22 protein-coding genes are annotated in these 20,636 nt (G+C 64.2%); 14 read left to right on the top strand and 8 right to left on the bottom strand.

The window, feature by feature from the left end:
• Positions 1-16: 16 nt before the first annotated feature.
• On the top strand, positions 17-1,249 hold the full coding sequence (locus NMB96_RS12600) for an endonuclease/exonuclease/phosphatase family protein (RefSeq protein ID WP_255084969.1): 1,233 nt from the start codon (positions 17-19) through the stop codon (positions 1,247-1,249).
• A 264-nt stretch (positions 1,250-1,513) separates the two neighbouring features.
• Here NMB96_RS12600 and purT read toward each other — a convergent pair whose 3' ends face one another.
• A complete protein-coding gene (gene purT / locus NMB96_RS12595; protein ID WP_023903111.1) occupies positions 1,514-2,716 on the bottom strand; it encodes a formate-dependent phosphoribosylglycinamide formyltransferase in 1,203 nt (400 codons plus the stop codon).
• Between the two features lie 128 nt (positions 2,717-2,844).
• Here purT and NMB96_RS12590 point away from each other — a divergent pair, with 128 nt between their 5' ends.
• The 5 genes from NMB96_RS12590 (at position 2,845) to NMB96_RS12570 (ending at position 5,333) form a co-directional block, all read left to right on the top strand.
• Entirely contained in the window at positions 2,845-3,714 is an 870-nt protein-coding gene (locus NMB96_RS12590) for an SPFH domain-containing protein (RefSeq protein WP_006450013.1), read from the top strand.
• Positions 3,715-3,723: 9 nt separating this feature from the next.
• The gene (locus NMB96_RS12585) at positions 3,724-4,008 is read left to right on the top strand and encodes a hypothetical protein (RefSeq protein WP_006450014.1); all 285 of its coding nucleotides are present in this window, start codon (positions 3,724-3,726) and stop codon (positions 4,006-4,008) included.
• On the top strand, positions 4,005-4,184 hold the full coding sequence (locus tag NMB96_RS12580; RefSeq protein ID WP_006450015.1) for a type II toxin-antitoxin system antitoxin: 180 nt from the start codon (positions 4,005-4,007) through the stop codon (positions 4,182-4,184). Before NMB96_RS12585 ends, NMB96_RS12580 begins: the two co-directional genes overlap by 4 nt.
• The gene (locus NMB96_RS12575) at positions 4,181-4,360 is read left to right on the top strand and encodes a DUF4177 domain-containing protein (RefSeq protein WP_023903110.1); all 180 of its coding nucleotides are present in this window, start codon (positions 4,181-4,183) and stop codon (positions 4,358-4,360) included. Before NMB96_RS12580 ends, NMB96_RS12575 begins: the two co-directional genes overlap by 4 nt.
• A 172-nt stretch (positions 4,361-4,532) precedes the next feature.
• Positions 4,533-5,333, top strand: coding sequence for a M15 family metallopeptidase (locus NMB96_RS12570; RefSeq protein ID WP_043889712.1), 801 nt, complete (start codon positions 4,533-4,535; stop codon positions 5,331-5,333).
• A 75-nt stretch (positions 5,334-5,408) separates the two neighbouring features.
• Here the strand turns inward: NMB96_RS12570 and NMB96_RS12565 are convergent, their stop codons facing one another.
• The 5 genes from NMB96_RS12565 to NMB96_RS12545 form a co-directional block, all read right to left on the bottom strand.
• Positions 5,409-6,083 carry a DNA-3-methyladenine glycosylase family protein gene (locus NMB96_RS12565; protein ID WP_023903108.1) on the bottom strand — a complete coding sequence of 225 codons (675 nt, stop codon included), beginning with the start codon at positions 6,081-6,083 and terminating at the stop codon, positions 5,409-5,411.
• 2 nt (positions 6,084-6,085) lie between these two features.
• Positions 6,086-6,472 carry a DUF423 domain-containing protein gene (locus NMB96_RS12560; protein WP_043889711.1) on the bottom strand — a complete coding sequence of 129 codons (387 nt, stop codon included), beginning with the start codon at positions 6,470-6,472 and terminating at the stop codon, positions 6,086-6,088.
• An 81-nt stretch (positions 6,473-6,553) separates the two neighbouring features.
• Positions 6,554-7,723 carry a polyketide cyclase gene (locus tag NMB96_RS12555; RefSeq protein WP_168957959.1) on the bottom strand — a complete coding sequence of 390 codons (1,170 nt, stop codon included), beginning with the start codon at positions 7,721-7,723 and terminating at the stop codon, positions 6,554-6,556.
• 401 nt (positions 7,724-8,124) lie between these two features.
• Positions 8,125-8,766: a response regulator gene (locus NMB96_RS12550; protein WP_006450021.1), complete on the bottom strand. Its 642-nt coding sequence runs from the start codon at positions 8,764-8,766 to the stop codon at positions 8,125-8,127.
• Complete coding sequence (locus NMB96_RS12545) at positions 8,767-9,963, bottom strand: sensor histidine kinase (protein ID WP_006450022.1); 1,197 nt, start codon at positions 9,961-9,963, stop codon at positions 8,767-8,769. It abuts the gene before it with no gap.
• A 219-nt stretch (positions 9,964-10,182) separates the two neighbouring features.
• Here NMB96_RS12545 and NMB96_RS12540 point away from each other — a divergent pair, with 219 nt between their 5' ends.
• The 5 genes from NMB96_RS12540 (at position 10,183) to NMB96_RS12520 (ending at position 13,275) form a co-directional block, all read left to right on the top strand.
• On the top strand, positions 10,183-10,782 hold the full coding sequence (locus NMB96_RS12540; RefSeq protein ID WP_104552037.1) for a GNAT family N-acetyltransferase: 600 nt from the start codon (positions 10,183-10,185) through the stop codon (positions 10,780-10,782).
• Positions 10,783-10,785: 3 nt separating this feature from the next.
• Positions 10,786-11,532, top strand: a complete 747-nt coding sequence (gene minC, locus NMB96_RS12535) for a septum site-determining protein MinC (RefSeq protein WP_168957960.1) — start codon at positions 10,786-10,788, stop codon at positions 11,530-11,532.
• Between the two features lie 36 nt (positions 11,533-11,568).
• Positions 11,569-12,378 carry a septum site-determining protein MinD gene (gene minD, locus NMB96_RS12530; RefSeq protein WP_006450025.1) on the top strand — a complete coding sequence of 270 codons (810 nt, stop codon included), beginning with the start codon at positions 11,569-11,571 and terminating at the stop codon, positions 12,376-12,378.
• A 2-nt stretch (positions 12,379-12,380) separates the two neighbouring features.
• On the top strand, positions 12,381-12,638 hold the full coding sequence (gene minE, locus NMB96_RS12525; RefSeq protein WP_005994583.1) for a cell division topological specificity factor MinE: 258 nt from the start codon (positions 12,381-12,383) through the stop codon (positions 12,636-12,638).
• A gap of 187 nt (positions 12,639-12,825) precedes the next feature.
• Entirely contained in the window at positions 12,826-13,275 is a 450-nt protein-coding gene (locus NMB96_RS12520) for a hypothetical protein (protein WP_255086964.1), read from the top strand.
• Positions 13,276-13,445: 170 nt separating this feature from the next.
• Here the strand turns inward: NMB96_RS12520 and NMB96_RS12515 are convergent, their stop codons facing one another.
• Positions 13,446-14,744 (bottom strand): sensor histidine kinase, encoded by a 1,299-nt coding sequence (locus NMB96_RS12515; protein ID WP_255084968.1) that lies wholly within the window; start codon positions 14,742-14,744, stop codon positions 13,446-13,448.
• On the bottom strand, positions 14,737-15,453 hold the full coding sequence (locus NMB96_RS12510; protein WP_023903099.1) for a response regulator transcription factor: 717 nt from the start codon (positions 15,451-15,453) through the stop codon (positions 14,737-14,739). The genes NMB96_RS12515 and NMB96_RS12510 overlap by 8 nt, the downstream gene beginning before the upstream one ends.
• Before the next feature lie 136 nt (positions 15,454-15,589).
• Here NMB96_RS12510 and NMB96_RS12505 point away from each other — a divergent pair, with 136 nt between their 5' ends.
• The 3 genes from NMB96_RS12505 to NMB96_RS12495 all read left to right on the top strand — a co-directional run bounded on the left by NMB96_RS12505 (position 15,590) and on the right by NMB96_RS12495 (position 19,838).
• Positions 15,590-17,323, top strand: a complete 1,734-nt coding sequence (locus NMB96_RS12505; RefSeq protein ID WP_255084967.1) for an ArnT family glycosyltransferase — start codon at positions 15,590-15,592, stop codon at positions 17,321-17,323.
• Positions 17,324-17,421: 98 nt separating this feature from the next.
• Positions 17,422-18,186, top strand: coding sequence for a phosphatase PAP2 family protein (locus NMB96_RS12500; protein ID WP_043889022.1), 765 nt, complete (start codon positions 17,422-17,424; stop codon positions 18,184-18,186).
• Positions 18,183-19,838, top strand: coding sequence for a phosphoethanolamine transferase (locus NMB96_RS12495; RefSeq protein ID WP_183086849.1), 1,656 nt, complete (start codon positions 18,183-18,185; stop codon positions 19,836-19,838). The genes NMB96_RS12500 and NMB96_RS12495 overlap by 4 nt, the downstream gene beginning before the upstream one ends.
• Positions 19,839-20,636 lie beyond the last annotated feature (798 nt).

Below are 20,636 nucleotides of genomic sequence, written 5' to 3'. Positions count from 1 at the left end.
ATGCGAGAATGTCGCGATGATCAAACCCATCCTGCTGCTTGCGCTGACCATGCTCTGCGCTGCTTGCGCGCATCGCGCGCCCTCCTCCGATACCGCGCCCGGCGCTTCCGCTGCCGCGCCTGAACCTGCTCACTTGCGCATCGCGACCTACAACACCTCGCTGTATTCCGACGAGGCCGGCGGCCTGGTGCGCGAACTGCAGGGCGACAGCGCGCATGCGCGCAAGATCGCCGCCGTGCTGCAACGGGTGCGCCCGGATCTGGTGCTGCTCAACGAGTTCGATTTCGACCCCGAGCATCGCGCCGCCGATCTGTTTCAGCAGCGCTATCTGCAGGTCGCCCAGCCGGGCGGCGGCGAAGCGCTGCGCTATCCGTATCGCTACCTGGCGCCAGTGAATACCGGCGTGCCGAGTGGGCTGGATCTGGACAACAACGGCACTGTCGGTGGCGATGGCCGCTCGCGTGGCAACGATGCCTGGGGGTATGGGTTGCACCCAGGCCAGTACGGCATGCTGGTGCTGTCGCGCTATCCGATCGATGCGCAGGCGGTGCGCAGTTTCCAGCTGCTGAAATGGAGCGCGTTGCCGGGTGCGTTGCGCCCCACCGATCCGTCCAGCAAGAAATCGTTTTATCGCGATGCGATCTGGGCGCAACTGCGGCTGTCGTCCAAATCGCATTGGGACGTGCCGGTGCGCACGCCGCTGGGCGTGGTGCACGCGCTGGTGTCGCATCCCACACCGCCGGTGTTCGACGGTGCCGAGAAGCGCAACGCCGCCCGCAATCACGACGAACTGCGGCTATGGCGCGAGTATCTGGATAACCCAAAAGACGCCGCATGGCTATGCGACGACCAGGGCCGCTGCGGTGGTCTGCCGGCCGACGCACGCTTTGTGATCCTGGGCGATCTCAATAACGACCCGGTCGATGGCGCCGGCCGCCACGATGCGATCCGCGCACTGATCACGCATCCACGCGTCTTGCAGTACCCCACCCCGCACAGCGACGGCGGCCCGGAAAAAACCGCCGAGTACGCCGCGCTAGGTATCGCGCATACCGGCGACCCGCAGCAGGTCACCGGCGACTTCGGCCCGCAGGCCGGCACGATGCGTCTGGACTACGTGCTGCCATCGCGCCAGTTCACCCTGATCGGCAGCGGCATCTTCTGGCCCGCGAGCAGCACGCCGGAAGCGGCGATTGCCGATGGCAGCGACCATCATGCGGTGTGGGTGGATGTGGCTGAGAAGCCGTGATTCGGGGATTCGGGAATCGGGATTCGAAGCATCTGGCTCTGAGCTGACTCAGGCTTCTCCTGCGGACGATCCGTTGAACAGTGGCAGCTGCGGCAGGAGCACGGGGGTGCTCGTGCCGCAGTATATTGAAGACGTGCCGGGATGCGGTCGGCGGTCGTCAATGCCGGGCTAGCGCGGTCGGTGACGAGAGCGCCCACCCGAGTCGCCAGAGCAGGGAGCGGTTCTTTGCTGCCGCTACAGCCCCGCCCCGACACGCATTGCGCCTCAGGCGTCCAGCCGGATCGCCAGCGCCTCAGCCGCCACACGTGCCTTCTCACGCGCAGCATCGATGCTGTCGGCACGCGCCAGCGTGACACCGACACGGCGATGGCCATCTACGCGCGGCTTGCCGAACAAACGGAGTGCGGTATCCGGGTCGCGCAGTACATCGGCAACGTTATCGAAGACCGGCACGCCGTGGCCGTGTGCGAGCAGGGCACACGATGCCGATGGCCCGCTCTGACGAATTACGCCACCGTTGTCGGCACCGACCGGCAGGCCGAGAATGGCGCGCGCGTGCAGCGCGAATTCGCTTAACTCCTGCGATACCAGCGTGACCAGGCCGGTGTCGTGCGGTCGCGGCGAGACTTCACTGAACCAGACTTCGTCGCCCTTGACGAACAGCTCCACACCGAACAACCCCCAGCCGCCAAGGTCATCGGTGATCGCCTGCGCGATCTGCTGCGAGCGCTGCAGCGCGGCCGGCGACATCGGCTGCGGCTGCCAGCTCTCGCGGTAGTCGCCATCTTTCTGCCAATGCCCGATCGGATCGCAGAACGAAGTACCGCCGGCATGCCGCACGGTCAACAAGGTGATCTCGTAATCGAAGTCGATAAAGCCTTCGACGATGCAACGGCCGGCACCGGCACGCCCGCCGGTTTGCGCGTAGTCCCACGCCGCATCAATGTCCGCTTCGCTGCGCAAGGTGCTCTGCCCCTTGCCCGAGGACGACATCACCGGCTTGACCACGCACGGCAGGCCGACGGCGGCGATGGCGTCGCGGTATTCGGCAGCCGTGTCGACGAAACGATACGGCGAGGTCGGCAGGCCCAGGGTTTCGGCCGCCAGACGACGGATGCCTTCGCGGTCCATGGTCAGGCGTGCGGCGCGCGCAGTCGGGATGACCTTCTGCCCTTGCTCGCGCTCCAGCGCGACCAGCGTTTCGGTATGGATCGCCTCGATCTCCGGCACGATCAGATGCGGCTGCTCTTTGGCGATCAGCGCGCGCAGTGCCTGCGAGTCGAGCATGTCCAGCACGTGCGAACGATGCGCCACCTGCATCGCCGGCGCATTGGCGTAACGGTCGGCAGCGATCACTTCCACCCCGAAGCGCTGCAATTCGATCGCCACTTCCTTGCCCAGTTCGCCCGAGCCCAGCAACAGCACGCGGGTGGCGGAAGGCGACAACGGCGTGCCGAGAGTAGTCATGAGCGCGGTCCAGATCGGAAGGGGGCCGCCATTCTAACGGGCCGTCACCCAGACCGCCGGTCAGAGCCCTTGCGTCGCATGATATCAATTTGATATCTTTTTTTCCACTCCCCAAGGACACCTGACTCATGAAAGAGAAGCCGATCAGCTCACTGCCGGGCATTCCCGTCATCCTCGCCGCCGGCGCGGCGTTCGCAGGCGCGGCGTGGTTCATCCTCACCTCGATGGCTGCCACCACCACAACGCCGGGCGGGTTTCTCACTTCGCTGCTGGTGGTGGCGGTGGGCATCTTCATGCTGGCCGGCCTGTACACGCTGGAGCCGAACCAGGCCGCAGTGCTGAGCCTGTTCGGCAAGTACGTCGGCACGGTCAAGGACCCGGGGCTGCGCTGGAACAACCCCTTCTATGCAAAACGTCGCGTCAGCCAGCGCGTGCGCAACTTCGAAAGCGGCCGGCTCAAGGTCAACGAACTGGATGGCAGCCCGATCGAGATTGCCGCCGTGATCGTGTGGCAGGTGCTGGACGCATCCGAAGCGGTCTACAACGTGGACGACTACGAAAGCTTCGTGCATATCCAGTCCGAAGCGGCGCTGCGCGCGATGGCCACCAGCTACCCCTACGACCAGCACGAAGACGATCAGATCTCGCTGCGCAGCCACCCGGCCGAAATCAGCGAGCAACTCAAGCGCCATCTGGACGAGCGCCTGACCCAGGCCGGTGTGGATGTGATCGAAGCGCGCATCAGCCACCTCGCTTACGCACCGGAAATCGCCCAGGCCATGCTGCAGCGGCAGCAGGCCAATGCGGTGATCGCCGCACGCACGCGCATCGTCGCCGGTGCGGTGGGCATGGTCGAAATGGCGCTGTCCGAACTGCAGAAAAATGGTGTGGTGCAGCTGGACGAAGAGCGCAAGGCGCACATGGTCAGCAACCTGCTCACGGTGTTGTGTTCTGATCGTGGCACCCAACCGGTGGTCAACGCCGGCTCGCTGTATTGAGGTGATGCGATGAATGTGATGGTGCCGTTGGTGGTCGCGCTCTCCGGCTTGCCCGCGCTGGCAATCGCCGCCTCCATCGGGGCGGACGAGGACGACCGTGCGCGTGGCCTGGGCCTGCGCTGGGCGCTGATCGGCCTGGTGATCCTGATCGGTGCCGCATGCCTGTACTGGGCCGGCGACAACCGCGCCGGTATCTACGCGGTGGTGATCGGCATGCTCGTCGGCGTGAACGTGTTGATCGTCTCGATGGTGATGCACCTGCGCCGCCACAGCGGCCGCGGGGAGCGCGAGTGAACGAAAAGAAGGCCTATCCGCTGCGCATCAACGCCGACGTCCTGGCCGCCGTGCAGCGCTGGTCAGACGACGAACTGCGCAGCCTCAATGCACAGATCGAATACGTGTTGCGCGATGCGCTGCGCAAGGCCGGCCGGCTGCCGAAGCCGCGCGACGACAAGGAACCGCAAGCATGAGCAAACGCTGGAACTATCTGACCATCGAGTTGAAGCCGTCGTTTATCGGCACGATCAAGAGCGAGGACATCCAGGCCGAACTGGTCAAGCAGGGCAACCTCGGCTGGGAGCTGGTCAACATCCTCATGCATATGCCGCTTGGCACAGCGCTGCTGGTGTTCAAGAAGGAACTCTGACATCGGCGCGCCAGCGCGCCTCGGCGGCTGGCGCGCAGTGGCCGCTCGTGCGCTGCGTTGATGACGGACGTGGCGGCAGTGGTCGCCGAGCTCTCGCAGCCACGGCTACCCGCCGCTGTACCAGGATTTGCCTTCGCTGGCCGCGCTGGCCACTTCGGCCTACCCTGTGCCGATGCCGATACGTCCCGTGCCGACCCTGCTGCTCAATACCCGCTCGATCGAACTGGTGCCAGCCGCCCTTCTGCACGCGCGCAGCAATGCCGACGCGCGCGTGCTGGCGCAGGCCGACTGGCTGCTAAGGCGCAAGCGCGATGGGCGCTATCTGGCCGCGCAACTGGCGCAAGGGCTGATGCCGCTGGTGCCGCGGCTGGCACGCGAGCCCGGCCTGGATGAGGCGCTGGATCAGTTGGATGCCGGCACGCCCCGCCTGCCGCCCCGCGCCACCACGCTCCCGATCGACGGCCTGCAACGCCGTCTGGCGCAGCTGGGCATTGCCCAAGACGATTACGTCAGCCAGACCGGCCTGATGCTGATCGCCGAACCGTCCGTGCTGCAGCATGCCGGCCGCGACCGCTTCGGTCGGCCACTCTGGCTCAGCCACGGCGCCGCCCGCGCCTGGCACCGCATGCGCATCGATGCGGCACGCACGGGCGTCCTGCTCGATGCGATCTCAGGCTATCGCAGTCACGACTATCAACTGGGCATCTTCGAACGCAAGTTCGCGCGCGGCCTCACGCTTGCCCAGATTCTGGCCGTCAACGCAGCGCCAGGCTTCAGCGAACACCACAGCGGCGATGCACTGGATATCGGCACGCCAAGCGAGCCGCCGGCCGAAGACGCCTTCGAAGCGACGCCGGCATTCGCGTGGTTGCGTACGCATGCCGCGCAGTTCGGCTTTCGCCTGAGTTATCCGCGCGACAACCCGCATGGCATCGTCTACGAGCCGTGGCACTGGCGTTGGTCGGCGACGTAAGCCGGCCGCGCGTCATGCCTTACGCGACGCAGCGCGACACGACCACCCAGCTTGTCTACCACCCTTGCGCGCGAGCTACTCCTGCGAGCGCGGCGTCGGCACCTTGGCCGCCACGCTGAAGTCGGCGATCTTCCACAGATAGAACGCGGCGTAGCTGCGATACGGGCCCCAGCGTTCGCCGCGTGCGGCCAGTTCCTTCGGCGTCGGCATCTGCTCCTGCTTGTCCACGCGCTGCGCGCCTTTGCGCACGCCAAGGTCGTCGATCGGCAGCAGATCCGGGCGACCCAGGCGAAACATCAGCATCATTTCCACCGTCCAGCGGCCGATGCCACGCACCGGTATCAGCGCCTGGACAATCGCTTCGTCGTCCATGAAAGCGAGCTTGCGTAACGAGGGAATCTCGCCTTCCAGTTCGCGCCGCGCCAGATCGCGCAATGCCAGCGCCTTGTTGCCGGACACGCCGCAGGCGCGCAATGCCGCATCGTCGATACGAGCGAGCGTATCCGCATGCAACCGCTGCGCACCGATCGCCACTTCCACCCGCGCCACGATCGTGGAGGCCGCCTTGCCGCTGAGTTGCTGGAACAGGATCGCGCGCGCCAATGCATCCACCGGATCGAACGGCTTGCGCCAACCCGGCTGCGGCGCGATCGGGCCGATGCGCTTCATCCACGCACCCAGCGCGCGGTCGCGCCGGGTCAAGTGCGCGAACGCAGCTTCCACATCGAATCCGCGGGCATGGCGCGGCATGCTCAGCGCCTCAACGCGCCGATCGCCAGCACCACCCAGCCCAGCATCAGGCTGACCCCGCCAACCGGCGCCAGGCTGGTGGGCCACTGCAGCAGCGCGCCACCGACCAGGCTACCGGCAAACAGCAGCGTGCCGATCAACAGCAGATACAGACCGATCCGACCCAGCGCGCGTGTTTCGGTGGTGCCGAGCACGGCCAGAACGGCGCCATGCCCGAATGCGTACAGCGACGCCAGTTGCAGCCGCGATTGCAGCACTGCATCGGCCACGCCATGCGAGGCATAGGCCGACAACCCCACCGCGATGGCGGCCAGCAACGCGCCGCAGAACGCCAGCTGCGAGGGATGTTTCTTACGACGTTCGAGCAGGGACATGAGGGCAGGCTCCATTGCAGCGCCGTGGCGCAAAAAAAAACGCGCCGCAAGGCTGCGGCGCGTTTTCGTCTGGATCAACTCATCGTGGTGAAACGATTACTTGATGGCCCAGTAAACATCGTAGACACCTTCCGGCGTAAACGACTTGTCCACGCCTGCCTTCCACGACTCGTACGGACGCTCGGTCACGTCGTTGCCGTTGGTGGCAGACCAGGCACGCAGCGAGCTACGCACTGCATCCAGACCGGCCATGTGGCCTGCGTAGGTTGCATAGGCAGAGCGATGCGCCTTGGTGCGCTCGTACTTCACCGGTGCTTCGGTCGGGATATTGACCTTCAGCTCTTCGCCAGTGGCGGCGACCGGCGTTGCATCGACCGGAGCAGCGGCAGCGGCGTCGTCCTTCTTGGCAGCGTCCTTGGCCGCATCCGGCTTGGGAGCCGCACCGGCACGCTTGCGCACCGGCTGCACGACGTCGAAGGCGTACTTGTCGGAGGCGAAGTCGGTGGTGACGATGCGCACCGGACCCGCAGCCTCAAGGCCGTTGGAATCCATCACACGCTTGATCCACTCCTGGTTGTCCTTGATCGACTTCTTGATCGTCTCGTTGTCACGATCGATGTTGCCTGCGGTGACGACCAACAGGTCCTCGGCCGGCACATCGACGATCTTGAGATCGCTCAACACCGGCTTGCCATCCAGCTCGGCGCGGTAGTCGAAATTGGGAACGGTGGCCAGTGCGGTCGCCAGGCGCGACAGACCCAGTTTCAGGTCGTCACCCACGTGGCGGCTGACATACAAGCCGGCATAACGACCGAACAGGTTCCAGCCGTACTTGACGCTGTAGTCCTGGGTGATCTTGACGTTCTTGTTGTTCTTGCCGGTCGGCACCAGGGTGAAATTGGTGACCTTGTCATAGCCCTTGGTGGGATCGTCGATCGAAATCTCAACGCGCTCGTTCTTGACGCTGTTGGTGATCTCCCAGCTGCCCTTGCCGATGTAACCTTCGGTGGAGCTGTACTCGATACGTGCACCCTTGCCCTCTTCAGGGCCGGCCAGCTTCAGCTGGAGCTTGGGGTCACGCAGCACGAGCGGGTTCCAATCCTTGAAACGACGGAAGCTGTTCACGGTGTCGTAAACAATCGTCATTCTGCGGTTGGTCTCAACACTCTCGGACATCTGCCGCTCCGAGGGCAACACCAGGCCCACTACGACAAACAGGCCAGCCACGATCCCCAAGGCGATCAGGAACTCGATAATACGGGTCATTCAGGAGGTCTCCGGGGCCGATCCCACGGCCGGGTTGAGTGAAGCGAAGCCGCCATCCTAGCAGGCTTCGAGAAAGATGTTCAGTTGTGCGACGGGTAGCGCGGTCTTGCGGTGTCATCCAGCGCAAGACACGCCGTTGCACAACGACGCAATCCTAATCCAGGCAGGGGTTTGGACGGATTGCGCGCCGCTATCATGCACATCGCGCGATGCCTGTGTGTGATGCAGCGATGGCATGGCGCATTCGCCCTGCTCCTCAGCCTGTTGCCACGCAGATGCACAGCAACGCGCCACGGTGAATCGCACCACAGTGAATCAGGCACACCCGCGGGGTGAAACGCGCCGCCTCGGCGCCGTACCCCTCAGCGCCGAGGCGGGTTCAACGCCGCCCGGCGACGCTCTCAGACTAACTGCAGCTCGAAGGCCTTCAATACCGCGCGGGTGCGATCGCGCACGCCGAGCTTGGACAGAATGTTGGAGACGTGATTCTTGATGGTGCCCTCGGCCACGCCCAGCGAATTGGCGATCTCCTTGTTGGAAAACCCGCTGGCCATCAGCCGCAGGATCTCGGTCTCGCGATCGGTCAGCGGGTCGGGCCGGTCCAGGCTGACGAACTCGTTGCGCATGTGTTCCAGGCCCGACAGCAGGCGCTGGGTCACCGCCGGCTGCACCAGCGAGCCGCCGCCGGCCACGGTGCGGATCGCGCCGACCAGTTGTTCCAGCGAGACATCCTTGAGCAGATAGCCCTTGGCGCCGGCCTTGAGCCCGGCCAGTACCAGTTGGTCGTCGTCGAAGGTGGTCAGGATGATCGTCGGCGGCAGCGTGCCGTTGCGCGAGAGCATCTGCAGCGCCTCCAGCCCGGACATCACCGGCATGCGCATGTCCATCAGCACCACATCGGGCTGAATCTGCGGAATCTGCTCGACCGCCTGCTTGCCATCGGAGGCCTCGGCGACCACTTCGATGCCGTTGTCCAGCGCCAGCAGCGAGCGGATGCCCTGGCGTACCAGGGTTTGGTCGTCGACCAGGCACACACGGATCATCTAGAACACTCCTTGGGTCACGGCCGCAGGCATCAGTGCCGGCGCGCCTGGAACGGAGATGCGCAGGCCGAAGCCGTCACCCCGCCGGGTTTGAATCTCGAGCTGGCCACCATACTGGTTCAGGCGTTCGCGCATGCCGCGCAACCCGTTGCCGGGCGCCACGGTGTCGGCGCCGTGGCCGTCGTCGCGGGCGTCGATCAGCACGGTGTCGGCATCGCGGCGCACCTGGATCCACAGGTTGCGCGCACCGGCATGGCGCACCGCATTGGTGATGATTTCCTGGGTACAGCGCAGCAGCACGTGGGCGCGCTCGGGGTCGTCCAGGGTCAGCGGCTGGGCGATGTCCAGATGGATGTCCAGTGAGGGCACCTGGGTCACCAGCGGGCGCAAGGCCGCTTCCAGATCGATGGCGCCGCTGTCGCGCAGGTGGCTGACCGCTTCGCGCACGTCGGTGAGCAGCAGCTTGGCCAGCGTATGCGCCTGGCGCACGTGTTCCTGGGCCTGGCCCTCGGTGATGTGGCCGGCCACCTCCAGATTCAGGCTCAGCGCGGTGAGGTGGTGGCCGAGCAGGTCGTGCAGCTCGCGCGAGATGCGGGTGCGCTCGTTGATGCGGGCGCTTTCGGCCAGCAGCGCGCGGGTGGCGCGCAGTTCGGCATTGAGCCGGCGCTGTTCTTCGCGCGCATCGGTCTGCTGGCGCGCGACCAGGCTGGTCACGAAGATGAACATCGAAAAGCCGCCGTACAACAGCGACTGCATCAGCGCGGCGAACAGGGTGAAGTCCGGGCGCAGGTAGTAGAACACCGGCAGCACCGCCAGCTGGCTGAGCACCAGCCAGGCCACCCCGATGCGCAGCGGCAGCAGCCACGGGATCACCCCGGCCGCCACCATCATCAGGATGCTGCCCAGCCCGGTTCCGCTCAGATAGCTGACCGCCAGCGCGAAGATGGTGAGCAGCAGCAGAATCAGCCGGTCGTACCAGTGCGCGTGGCCGCCACTGTTCAAACCGCGGGTCAACCAGAAGTAGCTGGCGCCGAAGCCGACGAAGAAGCCCGACATCAGCAGGGCTTCGGCCACACTGCGGTGGTCGCCCTCTTCGGCAACCGGCCAGTAGGTGTACACCAACGGCATGGCGATCATCGCCCAGGTGAACAGGCCGGCGAAGCGCAGGACGCGCGTATGACTGAGGTATCCCAACATGTACGCATCTTAGGCGTAACGCGCGGCCCTGCCCTCTTGCCGGAAGTCATGCATCGGCGCGTTGGCAACAAGTTGCACTCCGACATCGGCGCGCCGCTGCAGCCTTCTCGTCCGCATGCCCTGCGGAGCGCGCATGCCGGGTCGCCGCTTCAGGCCACGCATGTAATAATCCGACGCAGATCCGATTTCGGGTCGAGAGCGTTACCCCACGGAGTCCCAATGTCGATCGTTATCCGCGACGTGCGCGAGCACGAGCTCGATTCCGTCCTGGCCCTGAACAACAATGCCGGACTGGCAATCCTGCCGCTGGATCCAAACAAGCTGCAGCGCTTCTACGAGCAGGCCGAATATTTCCGCGTCGCCGAGCGCGACGGCAACCTGGCCGGGTTTCTGGTCGGGTTCGGTAGCGGCAGTGCGCATGACAGCAGCAATTTCGCCTGGTTCCGGGACCGTCATCCGGAATTTTTCTACATCGACCGCATCGTGGTCGCCAGCCGCCGTCGCGGTGGTGGCGTCGGGCGTGCGTTCTATGCCGATGTGCAGAGCTACACCGAGTTGCGCTACCCGCAACTGGCCTGCGAGGTGTTCCTGGACCATGGCGCCGATGCGGCGTTGTTGTTCCATGGCAGCTTCGGCTTCCGCGAGGTCGGCCAGAACACCATGGCCGATGTGGAAGTGCGCGCCAGCATGCTGATGAAAGACATGTGCAGCTATCCGTGGGTCAAGGAGACCTATGGCGGCAAGTTGCCCGAGCAGTTGCCGTGGGTCGGCCGGCCGCGTCATGCCGCCACCACCGACAACGCATCGACGGGGAGCTGAGGCGTGGCGAGCGTGAATGTGGATTTTGAACAAGCCGGCGAACTGAAGATCGGCCAGGTGGGCATCGCCAATCTGCGCGTGCGCACGCTGGATGTGCCGCGCCTGCTGCGCGAGATGCAGGAACGGGTGACCCGCGCGCCCAAGTTGTTCGGGCGTGCGGCGGTGATCCTGGATTTCGGTGGGCTGTCGCAATTGCCCGACGTGACCACCGCCAAGGCGCTGCTGGATGGTCTGCGTGCGGCCGGCGTGCTGCCGGTTGCATTGGCCTACGGCACCAGCGAGATCGATCTGCTGTCGCAACAGCTCGGCGTGCCGCTGCTGGCCAAGTTCCGTGCGCAATACGAACCCACTGCGGTGAGCCCACCGCCTCCGCCGCCGCCACCTGCACGCGCCGAACCCGCAGCGCCTGTCGTGCGCCCGGCACCTGGCCGCATGCAACGCAACGCAGTGCGTTCGGGCCAGCAGCTGTATGCGGAGAACTGCGACCTGACCGTACTCAGTACGGTGGGTGCCGGCGCCGAGGTGATCGCCGACGGCAGCATCCATATCTACGGTACCCTGCGTGGCCGCGCGTTGGCCGGTGCGCAAGGCAATACCGACGCGCGCATCTTCTGCCGCGATTTCCACGCCGAACTGGTCGCCATCGCTGGCCACTACAAGGTGCTGGACGATGTCCCCATGGAACTGCGTGGCAAGGCCGTCCAGGTCTGGCTGGAGCAGGATCAGATCAAGATCGCTGCGCTGGACTGACGCAGCCCAACCACTGAAATATTTCGGAGAAATCCTTTGGCTGAAATCATCGTAGTCACCTCCGGCAAGGGCGGCGTCGGCAAGACCACCACCAGCGCGAGCCTGGCCTGCGGGCTGGCAAAGCGCGGCAAGAAGGTCGCCGTCATCGACTTCGACGTCGGTCTGCGCAACCTGGACCTGATCATGGGCTGCGAGCGGCGCGTGGTGTACGACTTCGTCAACGTCGTGCATGGCGAAGCCACGCTCAAGCAGTCGCTGATCAAGGACAAGCGCTTCGACAACCTGTACGTGCTGGCTGCCTCGCAGACCCGCGACAAGGATGCGCTGACCCAGGAAGGCGTGGAGAAGGTGCTCAAGGATCTGGTTGCCGACGGCTTCGAGTACATCGTCTGCGATTCGCCGGCCGGCATCGAAAAAGGCGCGTTCCTGGCGATGTATTTTGCCGACCGCGCGGTGGTGGTGGTCAACCCGGAAGTGTCTTCGGTGCGCGACTCCGACCGCATCATCGGCCTGCTCGATTCCAAGACCCGCAAGGCCGAGGAAGGCAAGACCGTTCCTGCGTTCCTGCTGCTGACCCGCTACAGCCCGGGCCGCGTGGAAGGTGGCGAAATGCTCAGCATCACCGACGTGGAAGAAGTGCTCGGCCTCAAGGCCATCGGCATCATTCCCGAATCCGGCGATGTGCTCAACGCTTCCAACAAGGGCGAGCCGGTGATCCTGGATGCCGAGTCGCCGGCCGGCATGGCGTACGACGACGCGGTCGCCCGCATCATGGGCGAAGACCGCCCGATGCGATTCACATCCGTGGAGAAGAAAGGCTTCTTCAGCAAGCTGTTCGGAGGGTAAGCATGGGCCTGCTCGATTTTCTCAAGAGCAAGAAGAACACCGCCGAGACGGCCAAAAACCGCCTGCAGATCATCATTGCGCAGGAGCGCAACCATCGCGGAGGTCCGGACTACCTGCCACTGCTGCAGCGCGAATTGCTGGAAGTGATCAAGAAGTACGTCAACATCGATGCCGATGCGGTGCGGGTTGATCTGGTCAAGGACGGCGAACACGACGTGCTGGATATCTCGGTCGCGTTGCCGGAAGACGGCGACAAGTAAGAGTGGCTGGCAAAACGACTGCGATCACCGCCAGGCTGCTCGCGACGTTGTGTTAGCCACTCCACATCCTCTGGACGGCACCGTGTTTGCACGGTGCCGTTTTAACGTGTGACCCGACCGCGAGCTCTCCCGCGTGACCATCGATTCTTCTTCCGCATTCGACTCCGAATCCCAATCTGCCACTGTAATGTGTGTGGCCGATATCGGCCTGGACGCACCCGCCGCGCTGCTCGCACGTTATGGCCTGCGCCTGCATCGCGTGGACGTCGGCGCGCCGATACCGGGCAGTTTCTGGGGCGAGCCGGAGGCCGGCATTATCGGTTGCGATGTCTACGTGCGCGACGACACGCCAGTGCATTCGCTGCTGCATGAGGCCGGGCATCTGATCGTGTTGCCGGCAGACAAGCGTGCCGCCGTGCATACCGATGCTACCGATTCGGTGGATGAAGAAGACGCGACCTGTTATCTGCAGATCCTGCTGGCCGATCAGTTGCCCGGTGTGGGCAGCGCGCGCCTGATGACCGATATGGATACCTGGGGCTATACGTACCGGCTGGGATCCACGCGTGCATGGTTCGAGCAGGATGCGGAGAACGCGCATCGCTGGTTGAGCGAGCGCGGGTTGTTGCCGGCTTAAGTGCTGCGCGGTCTTGATAAAACTGCGGATTCGCGATTCACGCTACTGACGTAGTCGGCGATGCAGCGTGGTTCGTCATGCAGTTTTTCTCTCGATCGAGCGGCACTCAGCAGCACGCGCACGGCCGCCGATGCGATGAGCGCTACGCGCACAACACGCATCGCGACTATTTATCCCTGTAGCCCGGTCGCAATCGTCGAGCCGGACAGATCCAGCGTCGCCACCGTGCCCTGCCCTGCGCTGGAATCCAGATGCAGATGCCAGCCCAGGTGCTCGCATAGGCGCCCGATCAACTCCAGCCCGATGCCGTTGCCCTGGCGTGCATTGCCGCGTGCCAGCCGCGCATAGATGGCACTGATTTCTTCCGGCGTCATGCCATGGCCCGGGTCGGCGATGCGCACCACGCCCGGTGGAGAGAGCGAGACGCGGATGATGCCGCGGTCGCTGTTTTCGATCGCGTTGCGCAGCAGGTTGCCGATGGCGGTCTGCACGATGGCTACCGGCGCGGTCAGGCTGCACGGCGGCAGTGGGTCGATGAGCACCAGCAGATCCTTGTCGGCGCATAGATGCGCGTGGTCGGCGACGATCTCAGGCAATAGCTGATCCAGGCGCAGCGTGTCGTTGCCGCAGCTCAGCCGCCCGGGGTCCTTGGCCAGCACCAGCAACAAGGTGATCAGCTGCTCCACCGCACCGCTGGTATGCGCGATGCGCTCAAGCTGATGACGCACCGCAGGCGGTGTACCGGGCTGTTCCAGCGCCAGTTCGGCGGCGTTGCCGATCACCGCGATCGGGGTGCGCAACTCATGGCTGGCGCTGTCGATGAAGGCGCGTTCGCGCTCCACGAACTGGCCGTTGCGCTCGAGATAATCGTTGAGCGCATCGGCGATGACGTACAGCTCGGCACTGCCCTGCGGGCCCACGGCGATACGTTGCGCGCGCCGCTCCGGGCGCAGCGCGCCGATATCGCGTGCCAGCTCGACCAGCGGCCGCACCAGCCGCGCCATCGCATAGGTACCCATCACCAAGGTGACGCTGATCAGCGCGATGCCCGCGGCGAGCATCCAGCGGGTGAGAAATTTTTCTAGCGCTTCGAAATCGGTGATGTCCAGCACCAGCGCCAGGCGGCCGGCCTGCGCGGTGTCGCGCACCATCACAGCACTCTGGCGGCCGGCGATTTCCAGCTCGTCGTGCAGGCCAGGATGCAAAGTACGCAACACCGGCGGCAGCGCCGCACTGTCATCGACACGGTACAGCCGCAAGGTATCCGAATCCTGCCAGCGGTAACCCGGATCCTGCGCGCTGCGGTCCAGAATGCTGTCCAGTTCGGAGTTGAGCAGCGAGCGCCAGACGCCGTGTTCGGCGCGCTCGTGCAGATACTGCGCGGTGCCGAACACCGCCAGCGTCATCAACAACGTGTAGCCGAACAACCACACCAGGACGCGGCGGCCCAACGGTCGCTGCTTAGCCATCGATGGATTCGCCTGTGGCAAGCGCGCTGGTGCCATCCAGCACCGCCAGCCGGTAGCCGAGCCGCGGCAAGGTGTGGATCAACTTCTGCGCAAACGGGCCGTCCACGCTGCGGCGCAATTCGTAGATATGCGAGCGCAGCATGTCGCCATCGGGCGGGTCGTCGGCCCACAACGATTGCTCCAGCCGCTGCCGGGTGACGGCGGCGGGGCTGGCCTGCATCAGCACTTCCAGCAACTTGCGGCAGGCCGGATACAGATGCAGCGCCTGGCCGGCGCGGGTGGCTTCCAGCGTGGACAGATCCAGCCGCAGGTCGGCCACCTGCAGCAGCTTGCCGCGACGACGGCCATGCGCACGCGCCAGCAAGGCCTCGATGCGCACTTCCAGTTCGGGCAGCGCGAAGGGCTTGGTCAGATAGTCGTCGGCTCCGGCGCGGAACCCGGCGATCTTGTCGGGCAACTCGTCGCGCGCGGTGAGCATGATCACCGGCAACTCGGACTGGTGCTGCTCGCGCAGGCGGCGCAGCACTTCCGGGCCGTCCATGCGCGGCATCATCCAGTCCAGCACCAGCGCGTCGTAATGCTGGGTGGTGGCCAGGTGCAGGCCGGTGACGCCGTCCGGCGCGGCGTCCAGGGTGTGCCCACGCGCTTCGAAATACTCGAACAGATTGGCAACCATGTTGCGGTTGTCTTCGATGACCAGCAGCCGCATGAGCAGGTTTCCAGGGCGGCCCGGCAGGGGCGATTTGCGCATCCTAACCGAGCCTGGCCAAACGCAACCGTTACCGGTGCTTCCGACAGAATTCCGACCCGCTTGCCGGATAGTGTTCCGCCACTTTCATCAGAGCGTGCACGTGTCGCCTGCCATCTCTGCCGCTGTGTCCCGTCAACGCATGCTGCTGGTTGCGCTGGCGCTGATCGTTGTCAGCCTGCTGGCCGGCCTTGGCTTACGTCAGCCCAATCCGCCGGACGAGCCGCGCTTTGTGCTGGCCGCACGCGGCATGGTCGAGACCGGTCAGTGGCTGCTGCCGCATCGCGGTAGCGAGCTGTATGCCGAAAAACCACCGGTGTTCATGTGGTTGCAGGCCGCCAATTATCAGCTGGTGCCGCACTGGCCCGTCGCGTTTTTACTTCCTTCGCTGCTGGCGGCCCTGGCCACGCTGTGGCTGACCTGGGACCTGACGCGGCGGTTATGGAATCGGCGCGTGGCGCGCCATGCGCTACTGGCGTTGTTTGCGGTGCTGCAGTTCGGCCTGATGGCCAAGCGTGCGCAGATCGACATGGTGCTGGTGGCGCTGACCACGCTGTCGTTGTGGGGGATGCTGCGGCATCTGCTGCGCGGGCCGGACTGGCGTGCGTGGACGCTGGGAGTGTTCGCGGCCGGCGTGGGAACGGTGACCAAGGGCGTGGGCTTTTTGCCACTGCTGCTGTTGCTGCCGTGGATGGCGTTGCCGCGCAAGCACTGGTGTGTGTTGCCGGCACGTGCGCAGGCAGGGCGCAGCTGGTTGTTGGTACTGCCGGCGTTTCTGGCCGGAACTGCGGTGTGGCTGGGGCCGCTTTGCATCGCGCTACTGCAAAGCAACGACCCGGTGCTGCATGCGTACGCGCATGAGTTGTTGTTCAAGCAGACGGGCACCCGTTACGCACACGCGTGGCATCACGTGAAGCCGGTCTGGTACTACCTGCAGGTGATCGCCACGCTGTGGTTGCCCGGCTGCCTGTTGTTGCCCTGGTTGCTGCCGGCCTGGTGGCGACGACTACGGCGCGGCGATCCGCGCTATGTGCTGCTGCTTGCCTGGAGCGTGTTGGTGCTGGTGTTCTTCAGCGCCAGCCCGGGCAAGCGTGAGGTGTATATCTTTCCGATGCTGCCGGCGTTGTGTATTGCCGCCGCACCGCTATTGGCCGGGCTACTGCGCAAGCGCGGCATCCGCGTGCTGCTGACCGGCTATGTGCTGCTGCTTGCGGTGGCCGCACTGGTATTGGGTATCGGGATCGCATTGCATCTGCATTGGGCGGAAAACACCGCGCTCAAGCGCGGAATGGATCTGGCCTCGATGCAGTCGGTGGGTGTCTGGTTGATCGCCCTGGGCGTGGTCGGCCTGGCAGCGATCGCATGGTCGCGCGGCAAACGCGCCGGCACTGCGGTGGTGGTGGTGACCGCAGCGCTGTGGATCGTATATGGCCTGGGTTTGATGCCGGCATTGGATCCCTATAGCTCGGCGGCGCGCTTGATGCAGCGCGTCGGTCAGCGCATCGGCCCGGATGCCGAGCTCGGCATGCTGGCCTGGCGCGAGCAGAATATGCTGCAGGCGGATCGGGCAGTGACCGACTTCGGCTTCAAGGCGTCTTGGCAGCAGCAATGGGACAAGGCCGGTCCGTGGCTTGCAAACGCGCCGGAGAAACGTTGGTTATTCGTGCTCAAACAGGCTGTACCGGCGTGTATCGCTCCGGCGCAACGCATCGATATCGGCGAATCCAATCGCAATCAATGGCAACTGGTGCCGGGCACCGCGTGGCACGCCGGTTGCATCGCCACTGCGTCCGACACCGAACAAACCGGTAGCGATGGCGATACAGACTGAATGCTCGGTGTCGATTAACGGCTGGGCAACTCCGGTCCGACCGCTCTCCGACATCCGGGTTTCGAAGATGCCGGGCAATGACACAGACCGACATTCCGATGAGCACGCTTCCCGTCCGTGCGCCAGTTCTGGTGCGCATCGCCCCTGATGTGCGGGCGCGTTTTTTTGTTCGCCATCTATGGATGCCGCTGACGGGTGTGCTGTTGCTCAGCGCACTGCTGATGGGCGCCGGTGGCGACCAGTGGATTGCCGATGTGCTGTATCGCCTGGAAGGCGGGCAATGGCTGCTCAAGGAGCATTGGTTTACCAGCGGCGTTGTGCATCGCGTCGGCAAATGGTTGAGCACAACTGCCGGAGTTTGCGTGTTACTGCTGGCTGTGGCCGCCTGGTTTGCTCCGCGCAGGCGTGCACTGCGCTGGCCACTGACGTATCTCGCCGCATCGATCGCACTGTCGACCTCGCTGGTGTCGCTCCTTAAATCCTGGACAGCGATGGATTGCCCCTGGGATCTGAGCCGTTATGGCGGCACGCAGGCAATGATCGGTTTATTTGAGTCGCGCCATGGCATTGCTGCGTCAGGGTGTTTTCCCGCCGGCCATGCAAGCGCCGGTTATGCCTGGGTGGCGCTGTATTTTTGTGCGCTGTCTCTACGTCCTGCATGGCGCTTTACAGCTTTGTTCGCAGGTCTAGCAGCAGGTCTCATTTTCGGTATTGCACAACAACTGCGCGGCGCACACTTTCTCTCGCACGACCTATGGTCGTTGGCGGTGTGTTGGGTGAGCGCACTGGCACTGTACTGCGTGATGCTGGCTCGGCCGCATCGCGCGCGTGGTTTGATGTTGCAATCGGGGGATGCAGCATGAGTACCTGGCTACCGGAACCGCAAGGGCAAGCGCGCCCGCGTGCGCTGACCTGGAGTACGCGGCCGACCGTGTCGACCGAGACGCTGGTCCTGCTGTCGAGCCTGTTTTTCGCTCTGGTGTGCAATCAGTTGTTCTGGCGCACGGCGATGGCGACACATCCAGGCAGCATTGGATTTGCCATCTCGTTGATGGCGCTGCTGCTTGCCGTGCATGCCTTGCTGTTGGGCTTGCTGGTTTGGCGCTGGAATGCAAAACCGCTACTGACGGTGCTGCTGTTCACCACCGCGTTGGCTGCGCATTACATGGACAGCTACAACGTCTATCTGGATGCGGACATGCTGCGCAACGTGCTGCATACCGACCACAAGGAATCGCGCGAACTGCTCACCCCTGGCTTGATCCTGCCGCTGGTGTGCTACTTCCTGATCCCCACAACGCTGTTGTGGCGCACCCGGTTGCGCGCACGCAGCACCGGCAAGTCGCTGGCGATTCGCGCCGGCTTTCTACTGATCGTGGCAGTGGTGGGCGCGGCTGGCACGATGCTGTCGTTCCAGGATATTTCCGCGTTGATGCGCAATCACCGCGAGGTGCGTTACCTGGCCACGCCGATCAATTACATCGTGGCGTTGCGACAGAACCTCAAATCCGATTCGCCGATCAAGCACGTGCCCAAGCAGCCGATCGAACACGATGCAATGGCCACGCCACGTGCTGCCGGCAGTCGCCCACGTTTGCTACTGGTGGTCCTGGGCGAGACCGCGCGTGCGCAGAACTGGGGCCTTAATGGTTACGCACGCCAGACCACGCCGGAGCTGGCGCAGGCCGGGGTGATCAACTTCCCGGACATGCATTCGTGCGGCACCAGCACCGAAGTCTCGGTGCCATGCATGTTCTCGCCGTTTGGCCGGCGCGATTACAACGAAGACATGATCCGCGGCCATCAGTCGCTGCTGCATGTACTCGATCACGCCGGCATTTCCACGCTGTGGCGCGACAACCAGTCTGGCTGCAAGGGCGTGTGCGACGGCCTGGAGCTTCAGAAGCTGGACGATGCCACCACACCGGGATTATGTGCCGACGGCCGCTGCATGGACGAGATTCTTCTCAGCGACCTGGCTGCACAGGTGCGCGCCAAGCCCGGCGATCGCGTCGTGGTGCTGCATCAATTGGGCAGCCATGGACCGAGTTACTTCGAACGCTACCCGGCGCATTTCGAACGCTTCAAACCAGTGTGTAAAACCGCCGATCTGGGCAGCTGCAGCCGCCAGGACATCGTCAACGCCTACGACAATTCCATCGGCTATACCGATCACTTCCTCAATCAGGCCATCCACACGCTGCGCGGTTTGCAGGACTATGACACCGCGATGATCTACGTCTCCGATCACGGCGAATCACTCGGCGAAAAAGGCCTGTATCTGCATGGCGTGCCGTATGCGATCGCGCCCAAGGAGCAGACCCACGTGCCGATGGTGATGTGGTTCTCGCCGGAGTTCGCGCGCGATCGCGGCCTGGATGAAACCTGCCTGCGTCACCGCGCCGGTCAGTACACCGATCACGATGCCTTGTTCCCCTCGATCCTGGGTCTGATGCAGGTCAAAACTAGTGTCTACGCACGCGAGCGCGATCTGTTTGCACAATGCGCAGGATGAACGCAGTTTCGATATTTCCAAGCGGAACCGGCGAGAAGATCACGCCTGCCGCGCTGGTTCGCGTACGGATGGACGAGTCCAGAGCCCAAAGCAATGAGTCGAGGGCGCGGTGCCCTCGCCGCTCGCGGGACACGCCGCAAGTACGTCCATGTAGGCTCGGTGGCGGCATCCATGCCGCCACACGGTCCCGCAAGCGGCGAGGACACCGCACCAGAAAGTGAGTCGGCTGCTTGTTGAAAGCCTGCCTGTTGATCTCGTTGCGTTGCGAAGCTGATCGGATGCACAGTTATCCAGACAACGCGTGTCATGCCTTGCTTGCAAACATGCACACTGACCATCTCGACTGGTCCTTGCCCGCTCACCGTCGCGGGACCTTACGCGGCACGGATGCCGCGTAAGAGCCTACATGGACGTACTTGCGGCGTGTCCCGCGACGGTGGGCGGGCAAGAGCCCTGCAGCTAGCCCGAAGATCAGCCGCTCTGCCACCGACGCATTCATGACGTCCAATCACTCCGAGACAACTGGATATCTCACGTTCTTATCAATTTCTGATAATTAGCTGACAAACGTCGCGAGCAATGGGCAGGCAAGTATGGACAGCGCACTCAAGGTCCCAATGCCCGCGCGATTCATGCCGCAACGAACACAGGCCGCGCCCGTCTGGCAGTGAGCCAGTAGTTTTGTTGGCTGCTCCACTAGCCACACATGGATTGGCAGCTATCCGCATCGCATGCACGGCGACACCGCTTGCCCTGAGTCGCGGCGCGCTCTAGCCTTCGTCGGACTTCACCGCAAGG

It is taken from the genome of Xanthomonas hortorum (assembly GCF_024339125.1).
In the GTDB taxonomy this organism is placed as follows: domain Bacteria; phylum Pseudomonadota; class Gammaproteobacteria; order Xanthomonadales; family Xanthomonadaceae; genus Xanthomonas; species Xanthomonas hortorum.
This window is presented reverse-complemented; position numbering and strand designations above follow the sequence as displayed.

Bases quoted from the DNA above. Each gene is read 5' to 3' on its own strand.
- NMB96_RS12600 (WP_255084969.1), top strand. From the start codon at position 17: ATGATCAAACCCATCCTGCTGCTTGCGCTGACCATGCTCTGCGCTGCT.
- purT (WP_023903111.1), bottom strand. From the start codon at position 2,716: ATGACTACTCTCGGCACGCCGTTGTCGCCTTCCGCCACCCGCGTGCTG.
- NMB96_RS12590 (WP_006450013.1), top strand. From the start codon at position 2,845: ATGAAAGAGAAGCCGATCAGCTCACTGCCGGGCATTCCCGTCATCCTC.
- NMB96_RS12585 (WP_006450014.1), top strand. From the start codon at position 3,724: ATGAATGTGATGGTGCCGTTGGTGGTCGCGCTCTCCGGCTTGCCCGCG.
- NMB96_RS12575 (WP_023903110.1), top strand. From the start codon at position 4,181: ATGAGCAAACGCTGGAACTATCTGACCATCGAGTTGAAGCCGTCGTTT.
- NMB96_RS12570 (WP_043889712.1), top strand. From the start codon at position 4,533: ATGCCGATACGTCCCGTGCCGACCCTGCTGCTCAATACCCGCTCGATC.
- NMB96_RS12565 (WP_023903108.1), bottom strand. From the start codon at position 6,083: ATGCCGCGCCATGCCCGCGGATTCGATGTGGAAGCTGCGTTCGCGCAC.
- NMB96_RS12560 (WP_043889711.1), bottom strand. From the start codon at position 6,472: ATGGAGCCTGCCCTCATGTCCCTGCTCGAACGTCGTAAGAAACATCCC.
- NMB96_RS12555 (WP_168957959.1), bottom strand. From the start codon at position 7,723: ATGACCCGTATTATCGAGTTCCTGATCGCCTTGGGGATCGTGGCTGGC.
- NMB96_RS12550 (WP_006450021.1), bottom strand. From the start codon at position 8,766: ATGATCCGTGTGTGCCTGGTCGACGACCAAACCCTGGTACGCCAGGGC.
- NMB96_RS12545 (WP_006450022.1), bottom strand. From the start codon at position 9,963: ATGTTGGGATACCTCAGTCATACGCGCGTCCTGCGCTTCGCCGGCCTG.
- NMB96_RS12540 (WP_104552037.1), top strand. From the start codon at position 10,183: ATGTCGATCGTTATCCGCGACGTGCGCGAGCACGAGCTCGATTCCGTC.
- minE (WP_005994583.1), top strand. From the start codon at position 12,381: ATGGGCCTGCTCGATTTTCTCAAGAGCAAGAAGAACACCGCCGAGACG.
- NMB96_RS12520 (WP_255086964.1), top strand. From the start codon at position 12,826: ATGTGTGTGGCCGATATCGGCCTGGACGCACCCGCCGCGCTGCTCGCA.
- NMB96_RS12515 (WP_255084968.1), bottom strand. From the start codon at position 14,744: ATGGCTAAGCAGCGACCGTTGGGCCGCCGCGTCCTGGTGTGGTTGTTC.
- NMB96_RS12510 (WP_023903099.1), bottom strand. From the start codon at position 15,453: ATGCGGCTGCTGGTCATCGAAGACAACCGCAACATGGTTGCCAATCTG.
- NMB96_RS12500 (WP_043889022.1), top strand. From the start codon at position 17,422: ATGAGCACGCTTCCCGTCCGTGCGCCAGTTCTGGTGCGCATCGCCCCT.
- NMB96_RS12495 (WP_183086849.1), top strand. From the start codon at position 18,183: ATGAGTACCTGGCTACCGGAACCGCAAGGGCAAGCGCGCCCGCGTGCG.